At 59.7% G+C, this 17,990-nt stretch carries 13 protein-coding genes; 8 read left to right on the top strand and 5 right to left on the bottom strand.

Going from position 1 to position 17,990, the window contains the following annotated elements:
* Positions 1-20 precede the first annotated feature (20 nt).
* The 5 genes from CKW20_RS16375 to CKW20_RS16355 all read right to left on the bottom strand — a co-directional run bounded on the left by CKW20_RS16375 (position 21) and on the right by CKW20_RS16355 (position 6,296).
* A complete protein-coding gene (locus CKW20_RS16375) occupies positions 21-2,276 on the bottom strand; it encodes a polysaccharide biosynthesis tyrosine autokinase (RefSeq protein WP_095053861.1) in 2,256 nt (751 codons plus the stop codon).
* A 2-nt stretch (positions 2,277-2,278) separates the two neighbouring features.
* On the bottom strand, positions 2,279-2,812 hold the full coding sequence (locus tag CKW20_RS16370) for a polysaccharide biosynthesis/export family protein (RefSeq protein ID WP_095053860.1): 534 nt from the start codon (positions 2,810-2,812) through the stop codon (positions 2,279-2,281).
* An 11-nt stretch (positions 2,813-2,823) separates the two neighbouring features.
* Positions 2,824-3,981: an outer membrane beta-barrel protein gene (locus tag CKW20_RS16365; protein WP_095053859.1), complete on the bottom strand. Its 1,158-nt coding sequence runs from the start codon at positions 3,979-3,981 to the stop codon at positions 2,824-2,826.
* 237 nt (positions 3,982-4,218) lie between these two features.
* Complete coding sequence (gene rfaH / locus CKW20_RS16360; RefSeq protein WP_095053858.1) at positions 4,219-4,740, bottom strand: transcription/translation regulatory transformer protein RfaH; 522 nt, start codon at positions 4,738-4,740, stop codon at positions 4,219-4,221.
* Positions 4,741-5,330: 590 nt separating this feature from the next.
* Entirely contained in the window at positions 5,331-6,296 is a 966-nt protein-coding gene (locus CKW20_RS16355; protein WP_095053857.1) for an AraC family transcriptional regulator, read from the bottom strand.
* A 159-nt stretch (positions 6,297-6,455) separates the two neighbouring features.
* Here CKW20_RS16355 and CKW20_RS16350 point away from each other — a divergent pair, with 159 nt between their 5' ends.
* From CKW20_RS16350 to CKW20_RS16315, 8 genes are all read left to right on the top strand, one after another.
* The gene (locus CKW20_RS16350; RefSeq protein ID WP_095053856.1) at positions 6,456-8,447 is read left to right on the top strand and encodes a TonB-dependent receptor; all 1,992 of its coding nucleotides are present in this window, start codon (positions 6,456-6,458) and stop codon (positions 8,445-8,447) included.
* A gap of 26 nt (positions 8,448-8,473) precedes the next feature.
* A complete protein-coding gene (locus CKW20_RS16345; protein ID WP_095053855.1) occupies positions 8,474-9,514 on the top strand; it encodes a methyltransferase in 1,041 nt (346 codons plus the stop codon).
* Complete coding sequence (locus CKW20_RS16340; protein WP_095053854.1) at positions 9,511-10,815, top strand: MFS transporter; 1,305 nt, start codon at positions 9,511-9,513, stop codon at positions 10,813-10,815. Before CKW20_RS16345 ends, CKW20_RS16340 begins: the two co-directional genes overlap by 4 nt.
* A gap of 25 nt (positions 10,816-10,840) precedes the next feature.
* Positions 10,841-13,255, top strand: coding sequence for a decarboxylase (locus CKW20_RS16335; protein ID WP_095053853.1), 2,415 nt, complete (start codon positions 10,841-10,843; stop codon positions 13,253-13,255).
* 23 nt (positions 13,256-13,278) lie between these two features.
* Positions 13,279-15,789 (top strand): aminotransferase class III-fold pyridoxal phosphate-dependent enzyme, encoded by a 2,511-nt coding sequence (locus tag CKW20_RS16330; protein WP_095053852.1) that lies wholly within the window; start codon positions 13,279-13,281, stop codon positions 15,787-15,789.
* 181 nt (positions 15,790-15,970) lie between these two features.
* A complete protein-coding gene (moeB, locus tag CKW20_RS16325) occupies positions 15,971-17,143 on the top strand; it encodes a molybdopterin-synthase adenylyltransferase MoeB (RefSeq protein WP_095053851.1) in 1,173 nt (390 codons plus the stop codon).
* 19 nt (positions 17,144-17,162) lie between these two features.
* Positions 17,163-17,570 (top strand): Mov34/MPN/PAD-1 family protein, encoded by a 408-nt coding sequence (locus CKW20_RS16320; protein WP_095053850.1) that lies wholly within the window; start codon positions 17,163-17,165, stop codon positions 17,568-17,570.
* Between the two features lie 78 nt (positions 17,571-17,648).
* A complete protein-coding gene (locus tag CKW20_RS16315) occupies positions 17,649-17,921 on the top strand; it encodes a MoaD family protein (protein ID WP_095053849.1) in 273 nt (90 codons plus the stop codon).
* Positions 17,922-17,990 lie beyond the last annotated feature (69 nt).

Raw genomic sequence — 17,990 nt, 5'->3', positions numbered from 1 at the left:
GCACAGACAGGCGCAAGGTTCTACCTGGACATGTAGTCGTAGTTCTGGAACGTATCGGAATGGCTGTAGCCCTGCTTGCGCGCCTTGCGCAAATCAACCTGATTGAGCACCACACCAAACACCGGCGCACGGCTCTGCTGCAAAATCGCAAGGCACTTCTGCACCTGGCTGACGGGTGTGCTTTCGGCCTTGATCACGTAGATCACCGCGTCCGAATGCTTGGCCAGCAACAGGGCATCGCTGACCATCTGTGCCGGCGGGGAGTCGATGATGATGCGTTGGTAGCGCGACTTCAGCACCTTGAGCAGGGGGGCCAGGCGCGGCGAACTGAGCAGATCCAGCGGTGGCGGCGATAACTTGCCGGCTGGCAACATGTCGAGATTGCCGACCGTCCGGATACAGTCCTCGAGCCGCGCTGTGCCCGCGAGGACATTGGCCAACCCCGGGGCATCTTCCGGGAAATCGAAGTTGAGCGAAAGGCTGGGTTTGCGCATGTCGGCGTCGATCAACAACACACGCTCGAGCATTGTGAGCGAGTAAGCCAGGTTGTTGGCGATGGTGCTTTTACCCTCTTCGGCCATGGTCGAGGCAACGAGTACTACCTGTGACGGCATGTCGCCGCCGTGCAACATCAGCCACGTGCGCAGGTTGCGAATGGTCTCGCAAAAACGCGGATGGTCGTTGTCGTCGAACAGTCGCGCCAGTTGCCGGCGGCTTCTCTTGGTGACCAGCGGCACCACGCTGAGCAGGGGAACATCAAGTGTGCTTTCGATCGCTTCGTCGGTCTTGAAGGTTTTGTTCAGGGTTTCGGAGAGCAATGCCAACGCAACACCGATCAGTGCCGCCACGACGGCAACAATTGCCACAATCAATGTTTTACGAGGCTTGCTCGGTTCCAGAGGAACAATCGCAGGGTCGATGATGCGTGCCTTGGTAGCGTCCATGTCGGCCGTGGCCGTGGTTTCTTTCAAACGGGTGATGAAGGTCTCATACAGCGCGCGGCTGCTGTCGACTTCACGCTGGAACTCACGCAGCTGGAACTCCTTGCGCGAAATGTCCTGTATCTGTGCCTTGTTGCTGTTGAATGATTGACGCAGTGAGTTTTCACTGGTTCGGGCTAGCTGGTAATCCTGTTCGATACTGGCCACCACCTGTTGAACTTGCAGGCGCAAGCTGTCGGTGGCCGTACGCAACTCGGCGCGCGCGGCGGCCAGAGTCGGGTGTTTTGGACCATAGCGCCCGGACAGTTCTTCGACCTTGGCTTGAGCCTTGGCCTGTTGCGCCTGGAATTTTTGCACCAGAGGATTGCTCAAGACGGCCGGCACACTGGACAGTCTGCCCAGGTTGCCATTGCTCAAGGTCTGTACCTGGCGGAACCGGCTCTCGGCTTCTGCCAGGTTACGACGGGCATCGATCATGCGGTTGCCGGTCATTTCCAGTTCATTGGCGCTGATGGTGGCGACACCGCCGACGCCGCCGACGTCAACCAGGCCTTGTGCTTCCCGATAGGCCTGAAGTTTGTTTTCGGCGGTGCGCAGGTTATTGCGCAACTCGATCAGGCGTGAATTCATCCAGCTGGTATTGCTCTGTGAGGACCTTAGATTGTTGTCGAACTGGCTATCGATGAAACCTTGGGCAATGGCGTTGGCGGTAGCGGCAGCCAAACCAGGGTCGGGCAATTCCACTTCTATCTTGATCAGCTGGCTCTTGCCGACGAATTTGACATGGGTACGCCGCATCAGATCCTGCGTGACTTGATTGAAGATATCGGCTTCGGAGGGCATCACCTGCACGGGTATAAAACGGCCCAGTACTGGCAGCCATTGGTCCAGTTCAAGCGCGGCCAACCATCGCCGTGGCGCAAACCAGGACTTCGGTTGCTGACGTGGATCAGTGACCGGATGAGTGGTCAGGCTCAGCTTTTTGACTGCGCGTTCAGCCAGGTCCCGCGATTGCATGAGTGCCAGTTGCGTCTGCAAATAGTCGACGGTACCGGAGCTTGAATCCGTGACTTGCTGAAATGTCAGCAGCGGGGGCGTTTTTTCTTTGATCAGCAGCGTGGTGCTGCCGATGTACTGCGAGGGAATGAACGACAGCGTGGCCAGCGCCAGCGCACAGCCAAGCACGATCAACCACCCGATTTTCCAATGGGCGCGCCAGATCACCCTCCAGTATTTGAGCAGGTCAATGGTGTCCTTTTCCTCGCTGTACTGCTGATACTGCGGCACATGCGGCTGGAGCGGACGCTCGACATATAGGCTAGGGCTGTTGTCCATGATCAGAAAAAGCCTTGTGCAATGGAGATCGTGTCACCGGGGGCGATGGCGGTGCTGCGCGTGACCTTGTCGGTCAGTGTTGGGGAGCCATCGCCGCGCACGATGGTTACCCGTTTGATCGAGGCGCGCTCGGTCAGGCCACCGCCCAGGGCGATGGCTTTCTCCAGTGTCAGCCCAGGCTCGAACGGGTAGCTGCCGGGTTTTTTGACCTCTCCATTGATGTAGAACGAGCGATAGACGATCAGGTTGAGGCTGACTTTGGGGTCGACCAGATAACCCTGCTTGAGCCCGTCGACGATGACTTTTTCCACCTGTTTGGGCGTGAGCCCCTTGGCGGCAATTTCCCCCAGAAAGGGATAGGAAAACATCCCGGCATCGTTGAGACGGATTTTCTCGAAGCTCAGATCCCGTTCACCGAATACCGTGATGCGCAACACATCGCCGGCAGCCAGTTTGTACTGGGCCCCGGGGTCTGCTGCAAAAGTCACCGGCAACAGCCACGGCACGAACAACAAGCCAAGCATTCGCGAGTTCATGGGAAAACCTCTTAGAGACTTACGTTGAAGCTAAGCAAGAAAATGTTGCGTTCAAAACTCTGATTGTCGGCATCGGAGTCATCGTTGCGGTAGCGATAGCCCAGCTCGATATCCAGCCAGCGGCGCATTGCGTATTCCACGGCGAGGTTGTAGTCACGAAGGTCATCAGTGCGCTCCTGTCCTTCGTATTCGTAGCGGGACAGCCCGGCTTCGGCCACCGTGGTGATGCGTTCGGTCCAGCCATGACGCCAGCCGACCAGGGCCGAAGTGGTCTTGACGGCATCAGCCCCATCGTCGCCTTCGGCCATGGCCTGGCGGGCAACAAACGAAAAGGTCGAGTAGGTTCGTGGTTTCCATCGCAGGTCCACCTGCCAGGTCGGATTACTGAGGTCATCGACGCTGCTGTCATCGAAGTTCTTGCGCTCGTAACCAACGCGGACTTTGCCGGAGGTGCGTGCGGTGAAGTCCCATTCGGCACCGGCGAGGACCGCATCGGAGGTGCTGTTGAGGCGGCTGTTGGACAGGTAATCAAAGTCGGTATGGTCGTATTCCAGCAGCCCACGCGTATTGCTGCCGATGCGGTGATACCAAGTGGTGGTCAGACCAGTGGTATTGCGCTCTTTGTCGTCGTTGATGCCTCCCGAATTGTCGTAGCGAAGTTGCGCATAACTGGCACCGAGATCGATCTGATTGGCAGCGCTTCTGGCGCCATAGGTATAGAGGCCATTGACGCGGTTACTGCGAATCTTGTCATTGATGCCATCGACGGCGGTCGACGTCGTGCGTTCATATTTACGTGCATCCGCGTCAAGTTTCAGGCGATGGCGATCGGTGAACTCCATGATGCTGTTGAGTCGCACGCGTTGTGCCGTATTCGAGGCATCCGATTCGTCATGATAAATGTACCGGGTAGGCTGCCAGATAAGTCGGGTGGCACTGTTGCGATCTTCAGCCTTCAGCTCGAAAGAGGGCGCAATTTTAGTCACCATGGAAGATTGACGCCCCCGCTCCAGTTCGCGGAAATTGTCATCGTAACTTTCTGAAAAAAACAGCGTGGGTGTAAAGTCGAATCCATATATATCAATGGACTGGGGGTCGAGACTCCAGGCTGTTCCGGGATATAAATAAATCATGAGCAGTGCGAAAGGGCCGCGGGTCTTGAGGGTCATGTCATTGCTCCTGAGGATGAATTCAATGACTATAGACCGGAAAAAACAGGGTTGAATATGAACAGCGAACAGCCAGGTGAAATCCATAATGGCTTCATGAGGCAGGCTTCTAAGTCAGGTTTATTAACTTGATTCAAGAGCGGCGAATTAAATAAGCGTAATGGCGGGCTATGCGTGTAAAAATTTATTAATTAAATAGTTGTCGACTGCGTTGCTGTAGATAGTATGTCAGCAGATTTAAACTTGAGGCTGCAATCGTTCAATGTGTGTCAGCGGGACACGAACTTGTTGTTCTCTATTCAGGAAGTGAAGCAGAATCATGACTCGTTCGTCCCCTAACATGGTCAGGAAAATACCTTCGAGTGTTGACAGCGGCCCTCGGGTTATTTGCAGTGCTTCTCCGGGCTTGAACTGTTGGAATTCCTGCATTTCTGGTGGTTTAAAGCATCGATTACGCAGGTGCTCGATGACGTCGTCAGGGACCACTGCCGGGCCATGATTGAAATCGACGACTCGGCTGACACCCCGGGTTGAGCGCAAAGGTGCCCACCTGTCGTCACGGCTTAGCTGAATGAAAAGATACCCCGGGAAGAGGGGTTCAAGGGCGTTTTGGGGTTTGCCATGAATCAGGCGCTGGCTAATGATTTGCGGGCAAAAAATGACGTAGTTTTGTCGCAATAAGTTGATTTTTGCCCGTTCGTCCTGACGTGGCTTACACTGCAAAAGATACCAGTTAGAGCTTTGGGTACTTGTTAACATACTGGCAAGCTCCGTAGCATTGGTTTAAGCACGCCTGTTCACGCATCAGGGACACCGTTACGATTCCGGCTCTTTGTGTAAAGAAGAATCGCGAAGGTGTTAAGTTGTTGTAACGGGTGTATCAATAATGAAACATGTCATGCGCCGCTAAGTCGAGTCAGCAATCGGGCGCGCGCAATTCGTTTGTGTTGTGCTGCAATAAGAGTTCTTGGTGAAAAGTGTAAAGATCACTTAACGCTATAGGGTGATGGTCTTGCGTTGACCAAAGCTACCGCAGGGGGCCGAACTTTCGGCCCTTTGAAAAACAAGCACTTTTCGATCGTGACCAAGCTGGGGGTGGCGTATATCCACTAACGGACTTTCATCTTTGTTATACGTCAACCTTGTTAGGTATCGACCACTCCCGGCAGCCTGTCAAATGCCACTAGTCAAAAATCTAGCCTTTTGTCCAATAATCGATCAACGCGCTTCAACCGATTGTTTTAAAAGCAATTTTTGATATGAGTTGAAGCGCGGTTTGATAAAGGGTGCTGGAAGAGAGCATTGCGCAGCGACGAACGTCAGGTCTGCTGGAGCGCGTCGCTGATTGCTCAGCGACGCTTGCCAAATACCGTTTTGGGTGGCTTGCCGAAAAACCGGGTAAAGGCCGCGCTGAAATTGTTGGGGAACTTGTAACCTACCTGATACGCCGCCTGGGCCACCTGACAACCGCTCTCGAGCAGGGTGTATGCCTTGCGCATGCGAATCTCGTGAAGCATGCGGTGCGGGGTGGAGTTGAAGCGGTAATGCAGGCCTTCCTTGAGTTTGAACTCATTGAGCCCGACCGCAGCGCACAGGTAGGGAATGGTCAACTGCTGGTCCATCTGCTCGATCATGATGTCCCTGGCACGGTCGAGTTTCTCGATGTCGACCGCGCTGAACTGCAGGCTTTCGGCGCTGGCCGCGGGGCTCAGCAGTTTCAGCTGTTCGGAGAGCAGGCTCAGGGTGTGAATGTGCATGTCCAGGGTGCCGGTCACTCCTTGGTTGAGGTAGCGAGTCAGGGCGGTGGCATGGCTGGCGCTGGCCGCGGACGTCTTCTGGAACGCCAGTTGGCGGACATTGCCGTTGCCCAGCAATTGGCGAGTGCGCTGCTCGCCAATGTATTTGTTGAGCATGCTTTCGCCTATCAGCAACCGCAGCTGGGACACCGTTGCCCCGGCTTCATAACAGCGCTCGCCAAGACTCAGCTGGAACGAGGTGATGGTGGTGTAACCGGCGCGAAACGACACCGCCGAGCCGTCGGCGCCCTTGTACCCGGAGTCGCCCTGCATGCCGAAGGTGATCACCAGCATATGACGATTGTGCGGGCTGACGGTTTCCTCGATCAGGTTGCGTGTGGGGCGGTAGCGCGAGCGCACCACCATCAGGTCGTCATCCAGGCACAAACGCTCGGAATAGCACTCGCCCAACTCTTCCGGCAATTGCTGGCGCATCCAGCCGCAAGCGTCGTTGCTGACCTGCAGCGAGTTCGTTGACGCGACTCGATACGACTGGGAAATCCTCTGTAAGACCGCCACTTTTACTGTCCTCCTTGATTGGGCTACGGCTCGAATATGGATTGATCCAGAATCCATATTAATTTACATGATAAGCATTCGCATTAATGAATAGCATGTTTCCAAGTCAACTGCCATCTCCAGATGGGCAGTGCGCTGATTCATTGATGGGGAAAGCCAATGAGCAAGCATGTGTTGGAAGTCAGCGGTTATACGCTGTTTGTTGGCTGCTGGGTGGGTGGTGTGACGACTGTGATCGCGCAGACGGAACTGCCGTCGGTGATCGTCACAGCCAACAAGTTCGAGCAGGAACAGGAGAAGGTCCCGGCCAGCCTGTCGGTGCTCAACGGCGAAGACCTGCGCAAGGGCGCCATCGATGATCTGGAGCGCCTGGCCCGGATCACCCCCGGGTTTACCTTTCAGCCCTTCGGCCAATCTGGCACCAACCTGCCGGTGGTGCGCGGCCTGACTTCCAGCCCAACGGCGCTTTCATCTTCGATGCTGATGCTGGTGGACGGCGTGCCGACCCTGATGGGGCAGGGCTTTGACCATAACCTGCTGGGGGTGGAACGCATTGAGATCCTGCGTGGGCCACAGTCGACCCTTTACGGTCGCAACGCCGAAGCCGGAGTCCTGAGCATCCATACCCGCCAACCCGGCGCCGAGCCTTATGCGCGTTTTGAAGCCGGTGTAGGCAGCCGCGACCAACGCACCCTGAGCGCCGATGCCAGTACCGCCCTGGTGCCGGACACTCTCTATGTCGGAGTGTCCGGGCAATGGCTGGAGCAGGACGGCTTTATCGACAACGCCTGGCGGGGCGGCCAGGCCGATGACCGCGAACGGCACAGCGCGCGGACGGTTCTGCGCTGGACCCCGGGTTTGGCCACTGACGTCAATCTGCGCTACAGCCGCCAGGATTATCGCGACGGTGGTTCACAGTGGGGCGCGGTGAATTCCTCACGGCGCGAGGTGCGTTCCGGTACTTCAAGCTGGAATCACTCCAGCGGCCGCAGCCTGTCCCTGGATGTGCTGCATGAATTCGATTCCGGCTTGAAGCTGCGCTCGATCACCGCGCGCAATGACTTCTACGACCGGGTCCGGCAGGACACGGATTTCATGCCGGCGGACCTGTTCCACCTTGTCCGCGACTTTCATATGAACACCTTGTCTCAGGAGTTCCGCCTGGAAGGTCAGTGGCGCGACAACCAGTGGCTGCTCGGCGCCTATGCCGATCGCGACGATCACGACCTGTCCTATGAACAGAAACTGCCCCTGCGCCTGACCCGCACTGACGTGAAACTGGGTGGCAATACCACGGCGCTGTTCGGCCAATGGGTAATGCCGCTGGCCGATCGTTGGACGCTGACGCTCGGTGCCCGGGCCGAGCAGGACAAGGTGCATATCGACCCGGCGGTCGGTAGCCGCCAGAGCGACAAATGGCAACGCTTCACCCCCAAGGCGGCGCTGCAATACGAATGGCAGCCCGACGCTTATCTGTATGGCAGTTACGCCGAAGGTTTCCGCGCCGGCGGTTTCAACGCCTTTTCCAGCGCCGCCAATTACCCCGGCTACGACCCGGAAAAAGTCAAAACCTACGAGGTCGGGGCCAAGGGCTGGCTCGATGACAAACGCCTGCGTTACTCGGCGGCGCTGTACTGGATGGACGTTCGAGACATGCAGGTGCAGCAGATCATTCAGCCTGGGGTGGTGTACATCACCAACGCCGCCTCGGCGCGCTCTACCGGGCTCGAGCTGGAAGCCGAATACCTGCTCGCCGACAACTGGCGGGTGGTCAGCGCCGTGGGTCTGAACCGCACCCGTTTCGAGCATTTCAGGGAAGGCAGCAACGACTACCAGGGCAATCGCAATCCCTACGCGCCGGACTTCACCGGCCACTTCAGCCTGCGCTATGACGCTCCTGCGGGTTGGTACACCCAGGGCGGTATCAGTGCCGTCGGCAAGACCTACCTGGATTCGGCCAACCAGTACAGCCGTGGCGGATACGGCCTGATCGACCTGAACGCCGGTTACGACTTCAGCCACTACGGCATTTGCGCTTACGTGAAAAACGCCGCCGACAAGCGCTACGACGCCGTCGGCTACCTGAATGGCACCGCCCGGGTCTATAGCCCGCCGCGGGAGATTGGCCTGCGGGTCAGCTACGAACTGTGAACGATGAAAATAATGAGCGGCGAACGATGAACGATATCAACCTGGCATCCCCCCATCCCCTGCAACCTTATTGGGACCTGACCCTCGCGGCGGTACGCGCCGATGCCCTGCGCATTGCCCTTGAGTGGAAGCTGTTCAACCTGCTGCAAGTGCCGACCTCTGCCTTGGCGATTGCCCGGCAATTACAGCTCGACCCAGCCAATACCGGCTACTGGCTGGAGGCGCTTTGGAGCATGGAACTGCTGGAGCGCGACGATCACCAGCCGCCCCATTACCGCAACACCGCAGTGGCCAGCGATTACCTGCGAGCCGACGCCGCGGATTATTGCGGTGACGCCTGGGCCTTTCGCCTGCGCGGCTTGCGGCATTTCGGCAGCCAGCTTGGCGAACAGGTGCGCACCGGTCAGCTCAGCGGCCAAGCGCCGAATTTGGCGACCACCATCGACAACTGGACCATGGCGGCGCGCTTGCAGATTGCCCAGGAGCAACGGGCAGTCACCGTGGAGGTGGCGTTGCGCCTGATGGCTCAGGTGCCGGAGTTCCCTGCCGTGCGGCGGATGCTCGATCTGGGCGGTGGCCCGGGGCTGGTGGCCATTGCTCTGGCCCGGGACAACCCGATGCTCACCGGCGAGGTGTTCGACTTCGCCCAGACCGTGAACGTGGCCGCGGATAACATTCGTCGGGCCGGTCTGGAGCAGCGCCTGGATGTACGCGGTGGTGATCTGGCGAGCGATCCGATCGGTGAAGGCTACGACTTGATCTGGTGTTCCTCGGTGCTGCATTTCGTCCCGGACATGGCCGCGGCCCTGGCCAAGATTCATGCCGCGCTACGCCCGGGCGGAGTGCTGGTCAGCGCCCATGCGGAAATCCCCGCAGACCCGGAGCTCGCTCGGCGGGTCATGCCTTATTACCTGTCAATGCAGATGCTCGGGCGTCAAGTAACCCACGTCGGCGGCATGAGCGAAGCCTTGCAGCAGGCTGGTTTCGTCAATATCGACAGTTACCCCGAAGTGGCTTTCGCCATGACGCCGGTGTCGGTGCTGGTGGCGCGTCGGAGTGCTTCATGAATCGCCAGCGCGATGCCGGCGCCTGGCGTCTGCAACTGCTTTTTGGCTGGCTGAGTTTCGTGTTGGCGGTGCCGAGCATTTATCTGCTGCTCGGGTTGCCACTGGTGATGCGCGAACACGGCTGGTCCGGCACCGACATCGGTCTGTTCCAGTTGGCCGGCTTGCCGGCAGTGTTCAAATTCCTCCTGGCCTTGCCCGTGCAGCGTTATCGCGGCGAACGCGGGCATTACCGAACATGGGCCCTGGGGCTGTGCCTGTTGCTGGCGCTGTTGCTGGTAGTGGTCAGCCAGCAGGCGATCACGGTCAATCGCGTGTACCTGTTCGGCCTGGCGTTCGCCGCCGGGGTGCTGACGACCTGGGCGGATATCCCGGTCAATGCGCTGGCGATCAAGTTGCTGCCGCCGTCAGAGCGGATTCGTGCCGGCGGCATTCGCTCGGCGGCGCTGTTTCTCGGCGCCATTGTCGGCGCCGGAGTGATGTTGCTGGTGCATAACCGCTGGGGTTGGCAGGCGCCGTTTCTGCTGATGGCCGCAGGTCTGCTGCTGGCATTGCTGCCCCTGGCCTGGCTGCGCGAAGGCTTTGCCGAGCATGCAGCACCGGACAAACCCTCGCTGGCCGACTGGTCGGGCTATTTCCGCCAACCCGGTGCGCGTCTGTGGACTTGGGTACTGCTGAGCAGCTTTCCCTTTGTCGGCGCCGCCTGGCTGTACCTCAAACCCCTGCTGCTGGACCAGGGCATGGCCGCCCAACAAGTGGCCTTGATTGCTGGCGTTGGCGGCGGCGTGGTGGGGGCCTTGGCCAGCCTGCTGGGTGGTCGCCTGATTCAGCGTCTGGGGGCGGGGCGGGCGATTCCGCTATTTATGTTCTGGGCCTTGTTTGCCCTGCTGGCGCTGACAGCGGCGGTGGGGTTGCGGGCCGGGATGACCTGGCTGGTGGCTGCGGCTTTCTTGTTGGCCACGGCCATGGGCGCGGTGTCGACACTGGTCTTCGCCCTGATGATGTTTTTCTCCCGCGAAGATCGGCAAGCCGCCGACTACGGACTGCAAGCCAGCCTGTTCGTGCTGACACGCATGCTGGTGCCGATTGCCGCCGGGGTGCTCCTCGACCACAGCGGCCATGTGGGCATGCTGGCCGGTCTGTCCCTGGCGATGTTCGTGGTCTGTGCGCTGGCCCTGGCTGCCCGGCGTTCGATCGCAGTGGCCACGGCCGGTTTTTACAAAGAGGCGCCAACATGGCGGTTGGCGCCCGGTCCGGCTCGAGTTGAGGGCCATGGGTCCCAACAGCGAGCCATTCAATCGTAAGTCTGACTTGAGTAAGGATGAGTCCATGAAGGCAACCTTAGGTATCTGTCTGGTTACCCAGTCCGAGCCTCTGATCGAGGATGTGACCTTTGTCATTGAGCAGTTGCAGGCCGGCTTGCAGCCACCTGTCACTGCCGCTGACTGGCCACTGACGATCGGAGGCTGCGAAGAAATGCACCGTGCCCTGGGGCCACGCCCCCGGAGCGAGGCAGTGCTGGAAACCCTGATGGTCCAGGCCCGGAACTATCTGCAGGGTAGCCCGGCGAATACCGCTGCGCTGCCCGATCTGTGGTTGATGACCTTCGATTTGGTCGAGGCGGCGCAATCACGGTTGCGCCACCTCGACCCGCGATTGTCGAGCGAGCTGTTCATTCTCGACCTGGGTGAACAAGCTCAGGCCGGTGTCGAAGACCCTTTTGATGAGCTGATCGCCACCGCGCCGAACGCGCGCCTGTCGCCCCATTCGGCATTGCTGTATTGCAGCCTGTCGGCCTTGCCAGGGTGGATGAACCGCATCGGTGGCAATCGCCATCTGCGAGTGGTGGGGGAGGATCGCGCGGCGCGGCGCGCGGATTTGTTGCGGATCATCCTCGATCACCTGGAGCATGCCCATTTCAACCGCCTGCTGGCGCGCTCCATCAGCGGTCCGCTGTTGTCGGTGAGCCTGGCCACCGAAGTGACGCGCTTTATGCGCAGTCGCTGGCGGGAGCGCTGGGACTTTCATTCCTATACCGGTTCGATGGTGGCCGGGTTGATCCAGTCCATGCAGCAAAACGTCGCCGGCACAGGCGTGCGCTGTCTCAGTGGTTGCAACGAACACAGCCTGGCGGTGAGCGCCATGGCTGGCTGGCAGTTGTTTGAGCGGGCTTATGTGATCACCGTGACCTCGGGCATGATCGATGAATTCCGCGGCACCCTGGCCAACCTCAAACGCCTCGGCGCGCCGGGGCTGATCATTTGCGCCGACAGTCCGGAAAGTGTCTGGTATGCCTTCCAGGGGACGCATGACGGTGACAACGACGGACGTCGGGTGATCGAGGCCAAAGGGTTGCGCCAGGTGTTCATCCGCAAGGTCGAAGAGATTGGCGCCTGCCTGGAGCAGGCTTTCGCGATGCTCGCCGAACGGCCCGAACCGGTGTTCATCCTGGCCACCCAGGGGGTACTCGAATCCCGGCCTCTGGTGCCGTTGGATGTGCGTTTGCCTGAGCCACCGACGACCCCGTCAACGCTGCTGAACAGCACCCAGATCGAGGCGCTGGATCAGGCACTGGATCTGATCAACCATCAGCCGCTGCACCTGCTCTGGCAGTGCGGCAAGCTCAGTGAGCGACAGCGGCAGCGAGTCCATGCCCTGGCCGAACGCGGCGCCATCGGTCTGGCCGACAGCATCACCCAGCCCGGCAGTGTCGGCCCTTACCATGAGGGGCGGCCGGTGCCGCACTACCTGGGGCCATTGTCGTTATATGGCTTCAGCCGCCGGGTCTATCAGTTCGTGCACACCGACCACGAGTTGAACGGGCCGCAGAGCCACTGCGTGTTCTTCCTCAAGGGCAAGGTCGACCAGGCTGCCACGCCGTTTTCCGAAGGCAAGCTCAAGCGTCAGTTGCGGGTGGTGCAGGTCAACCATGAGCCGCGACATCTTTCGCCCTTTACCGACCTGGCCCTGGATGTGCCGCTGGATGTGTTTCTCGATCACATCGAACGGGGCTTGCAGGTCGAGCCGCAGATTCTCGCCTTGCGCCGGGCCAAGCTCAACGCATTGTCCGCCACCAGCGAGAGCGTGGCGGCGGACCACATCGAAACCCTGCCGATGACCTCCAACTATTTCTTTCGCCGCTTGGGCAACCTGGTGCGCGAACTGATCGAGCAGCAGGACTATCGCTATATCGGCGTGTATGACGTAGGCCGCTGCGGCATTTCGGCGGTGCGTAACGTGCCGCGCACCGATCCGGGTTTTTCCGGGTGGTACGGGCGCGCCTTGATGGGCGATGCGCTGATGGCTTTGCCCTATATCGCCGTGACCGGGACTGGCAATGTTCTGGCCTTTATCGGCGACGGCGCCCGGGCGCTGGTGCCGGATATCGAGGCGCGGCTGGCCCAGGGACTGGCCGAGGATCCCGGGGCGGCAAAGCGTAACGTCACCCTGTTCTACCTCACCAATGGTCTGTTATCGCTGATTCAGACCTACCTCGACAAACGCTACGCTCACAATGGCGCACAACAGGTCGCGGTGACCAGTGCGGCGCCGTTGGCGGCACCGCTGGAGCGAGTCGGGCCGATCAGCCTGCACCGCGAACGTCTGGTGAGCTTCGATGAAGCGCACCTGCGCAGCGCCCTGACGCGCCCCGGACAATTGAATATTTTCGACGTGTTGCTGGCCCATAACTCGGAAGGCGATGGCTTGAGCCTGGTCTCCGAAACCGCCTGGAACCGTCAATGAGCCAGAACCCAGGACAGACCTCTATGAAATTCGGTTTTATCGCCCACCCAACCTCCATCGCCCTGCAACGTCAGGTAAAGATCATCGACCTGTTGGACCGCACCCTCGTCGAGCAGGACCGTGGTTATCAGGCCCAACTCTGGCAGCCGCGTAACCTGGTGCCGTTCGCCGATTTCGGGCGCATCGTCAGCGCCACCGGCGCGACCTGTGAAGGCATCCTGCATTACCTTCCGCTGACCGCTGAGCAGATGCTCAGCCAGCCGCGAACTATTGCCGGCCGTGTACTCGAAGGCGTGCAAAGCCTGAAAGAGCAGGGCGCGCAACTGGTCGGCCTGGGCGGTTTTACCGCGATCGTCGGTAACCGCGGTTTGCAGACCCTGGACCGCAGCGGCGTGCCGGTGACCACTGGCAACTCGCTCACGGCCTACGCCGCCTACAAGAATGTGCTGGAAGCCATGGCCCGCCTGGAGGTGTCGCCAGCGGACAGTGAAGTGGCCGTGGTCGGTTACCCGGGTTCGATTGCCCTGGTCATTGCCAAGCTGCTGGCCCGGGATGGTTGCCGTCTGCGCCTGGTGCATCGCGGCAGCGTCGAACAAGGCCGCGAAAGCCTGGCGTATCTGCCGACGGAAATGCACGGCCAGGTGCGCATGACCGCCGACATCGACAGCTGCTACGACGAGGTGCGCTTTTACGTCGCCGCGACGTCCAGTGGTGGAGTGATCGATCCCTACCGGCTGGCACCGGGTTCGGTGGTGGTGGACGCAGCCTTGCCCCGGGATGTATTGCCGTTTCAGCATGATCGCAAAGACATCCTGATCATTGATGGCGGCCTGGTTTCGGCCAGTGAAGCCCTGCGTTTCGGCACCGAGACCCTGGGCCTGGCACCGAAGAAATTCCTCAATGGCTGCCTGGCGGAAACCCTGGTGCTGGCCTTGGAGGGGCGTGCCGAGGCGTTTTCCATCGGCCGTGAACTGCCTGAGGAACGAGTGCTGGAAATCGGCCGGATCGCCGAGTTGCATGGTTTCTCACCGTCACCCATGGCGTCCTATGGCGAGCGTCTGCGCGAAGAAGACTTCCAGGCCTTGCGCCGTTTCCATCGACGGGCCATGGCAACCCCGCCCGTCGACCAGCCGGTAGCATTGCGCGCCGAAGCCCTGCGTTGTTTTGGCGAGCACATCAATCCGGTGTTGCGCGAGTTCTATCAGTTCAACCATATCGAGCGGGTGTTCACCCACGGCAGCGGCTGCTGGCTGACCGACCTGGACGGTGGCCGCTACCTGGATTTCGTCGCCGGTTATGGCTGCCTGAATACCGGGCACAACCACCCGCGGATCAACCAGGCGCTGCAGGCGTACTTGCAACAGCAGCACCCGACTTTCGTCCAGTACGTCTCGGTGCCGCTGCAAACCAGCCTGCTGGCGCAGCGTCTCAGCGAGTTGGCGCCGGGCAACCTGGAGCGGGTGTTCTTCAGCAACTCAGGTACCGAGGCGATCGAGGCCGCGTTGAAACTGGCCATGGCCGCCATGCAGCGCCCTCGGGTGCTGTATTGCGACAACGGCTATCACGGCAAGACTTTGGGCGCGCTGTCGGTGACTGGCCGCGACAAACACCGCGACCCGTTCAAGCCGCTGTTGTCGCGCTGTGATTCGATTCCCTTCGGCGATCTGGCAGCGCTGGAGGCGGCCTTGAGCCAGGGTGATATCGGTGCTTTTATCCTCGAGCCAATCCAGGGCGAGGGCGGGGTGATACTGCCTCCCGCCGGCTACCTGAAACAGGTCCGCGAGCTGTGCAGCGTCCATGACTGCCTGTTGATTCTCGACGAGATCCAGACCGGTCTCGGGCGTACCGGCAAGCTCTTCGCCTGCGAGTGGGAGGCGGTGGTGCCGGATATTCTGGTGCTGTCCAAGTCTCTCTCCGGCGGCGCCGTGCCCATCGGCGCGACCCTGTCCAGCGCGGCGCTGTGGGACCGCGCTTACGGCAGCATCGATACCTTCGCCCTGCATACCTCGACCTTCGGCGGCGGCAATTTCGCCTCGGCCTCGGCCCTGGCGACCCTGGACGTGATCGCCGATGAAGATCTGGCCGGCAATGCCGCGCGGGTCGGCGGGCAACTCAAGGAAGCGCTGCGCGAGGCGGTCAGCGCTTACCCGTTCATCCGCGAGGTGCGGGGCATCGGGCTGATGATCGCCATCGAGTTCGAATACAGCTTTCACGGTGGGGTCGAGGCATTCGTGCGTGAGTTCGCCAGCCGTATTCCGGGGAATGCGGCGGGCACTTATCGCATGCTGTCAGGCAAGGCCAAGCGGCATATCGAGGAAGCCATCAGCGAGGTGGAGAAAAACTTCGAAGAGATGTTCGTGCTGCGCTTCGTCAGCAAACTGTCGAGGGAGCATGGGGTGTTGACTTTCGTCACCGCCAACAACAACCGGGTGATGCGCATCCAGCCACCGCTGGTGCTCAGCGATGCTGAGGCGCGGCATTTCGTCGAGGCCTTCAGTGCCGTGTGCAAGGACATGTCGACCTTCCTCGCCTGACGGTATCAGCGGCCCATGAAAGCCCTCGAAAGAGGGCTTTCATCTATTTGTCACACGTCATCGACGATTGTTTAAATTCATACAAAAACGTGTGTTCTGAATATGAAAATCCAGACCCGTCGAATTGATTAATTGAAGTGGCTGCCTGAGAATCGGTTGCATTCAGTAACAGGTATACGCCATGAAACTTCCTGCTCTTGTAGAACCCGTTGCAATCCTAAGTAATGAAGAAATAACCCGTTACAGCCGACACTTGTTAATTCCCGATGTCGGCCTTGAAGGCCAGCGTCGCTTGAAGAGCAGTAAAGTGCTGGTTATCGGTGCGGGCGGTCTGGGTTCACCGGCCTTGTTGTATCTGGCGGCAGCTGGCATCGGCACGCTGGGTATCATCGATTTCGACCGGGTGGACGAGTCCAATCTGCAACGCCAGGTCATTCATCGGGTGGCCACCGTCGGTCAATTGAAAGTTGAAAGCGCCGCCGCGGCGATTAAGGATCTGAACCCCCATGTGCAGGTCAACCTCTATGACCAGCGTCTGGAACCGGAAACCGCGGTGCAGTTGTTCAGCCAGTACGACCTGATTCTCGATGGCACCGACAACTTCGCTACTCGCTATCTGGTCAACGACGCCTGCGTGCTGGCCAACAAGCCCTACGTCTGGGGTTCGATCTTCCGCTTCGAGGGACAGGCCTCGGTGTTCTGGGAAAACGCCCCCGGCGGCGTCGGCCTCAATTACCGCGACCTGTACCCGGAGCCGCCACCCCCGGAGCTGGCACCCTCCTGCTCCGAGGGCGGGGTATTGGGCATTCTCTGCGCCTCCATCGGAGCGATCATGGCCACCGAGGCGGTCAAACTCATCACCGGCATCGGCGAAAGCCTGCTGGGGCGCCTGATGGTCTACGACGCTCTGGAAATGTCCTACCGACAAATGCCGCTGCGCCGCGCTCCCGGCCGCCAGCCGATCACCGCCCTGAGCGATTATCAAGTGTTCTGCGGTCTGACCGCGCCCCACGGCGTGCAGCCTTCGGACATTCCGTCCATCAGTGCCCGGGAGCTGCAAGCCCTGCGCGAAGGACATCAAGATGTGCTGCTGATCGATGTGCGCGAGCGCACCGAGTGGGACATCGTGCGCATTCAGGGTGCTCAGCACATACCCAAGGGGCCAAACACCGCCGCGCTGATCGAGACCCGATTCGGCAAGCACGCCAACCTGGTTCTGCATTGCAAATCCGGGTTGCGCTCCAAAGCGGTGTTGCTCGAATTGCAGCAATTGGGCTTCAGCAATGTGCGTAACCTCGACGGCGGCGTACTCGCCTGGGTGCGGGACGTTGAGCCGACGTTGCCGAGTTATTGAGCGCAAGCGAGGGGCGAGCATGTTGAGAATTCGTGCCGGCCTGCTGGAGGCGATGCTGGAGCAGGCACGGCGGGACCATCCGCTGGAAACCTGCGGCATCATCGCCGCACCCGCTGGCGCCAGGACCGCCGAACGGCTGATCGCCATGGACAATGCGGCGCGCTCGCCGACCTTTTTCAGCTTTGCGCCGAAACAGCAACTGGCGGTCTGGCGTGAACTGGATGAGCAGGACGAGGAATGTCGGGTGATCTATCACTCCCATACCGCCAGCGCGGCCTACCCCAGTGCTGAAGATGTGCAATACGCCGGTGATGCGTCGGTGCACTACGTGATTGTTTCAACCTTGCCGGATATTGATGTGGCGGTGCGCAGTTTTCGAATCGTCAATCGCAAAGTTACCGAAGAAAGTATTCATGTCGTTCGTTGAAACTTGATGCCGGCGCGACATTAAACATTCATCAATTAATTAAATACAAAAGCCTTATTAAGGCTCAGGGAGTTCTGCATGTCGATTTCCGTCATGGTGCCAACTTTGTTGCGCTCTTTTACTCAAGATCAGAAGCGCGTCGAAGTTCAGGGAAGTACGGTTCTTGAAGTGATCGAGCAGATGGAACGGGCGTACCCGGGCGTTAAAGAACGGCTGATTGGCGGTGACCAGGTGCATCGTTTCGTGAATATCTACGTCAACGATGACGACATCCGTTTTGCCGACAATCTGGCCACTCCCGTCAAAGCGGGCGATGCCATCACCATCCTGCCGGCGGTTGCTGGTGGTTGATGGCCGACTGACTGCCGACCCATTGACTCCGGGCCTGCGCGGCGTACCTCACCCGAGGCCGTCCGCGCA

This window comes from Pseudomonas sp. Irchel s3b2 (genome assembly GCF_900187445.1).
In the GTDB taxonomy this organism is placed as follows: Bacteria; Pseudomonadota; Gammaproteobacteria; order Pseudomonadales; family Pseudomonadaceae; genus Aquipseudomonas.
The sequence above is the reverse complement of the archived record's forward strand: the minus strand, read 5'-3'. Positions and strand labels throughout refer to the sequence as shown.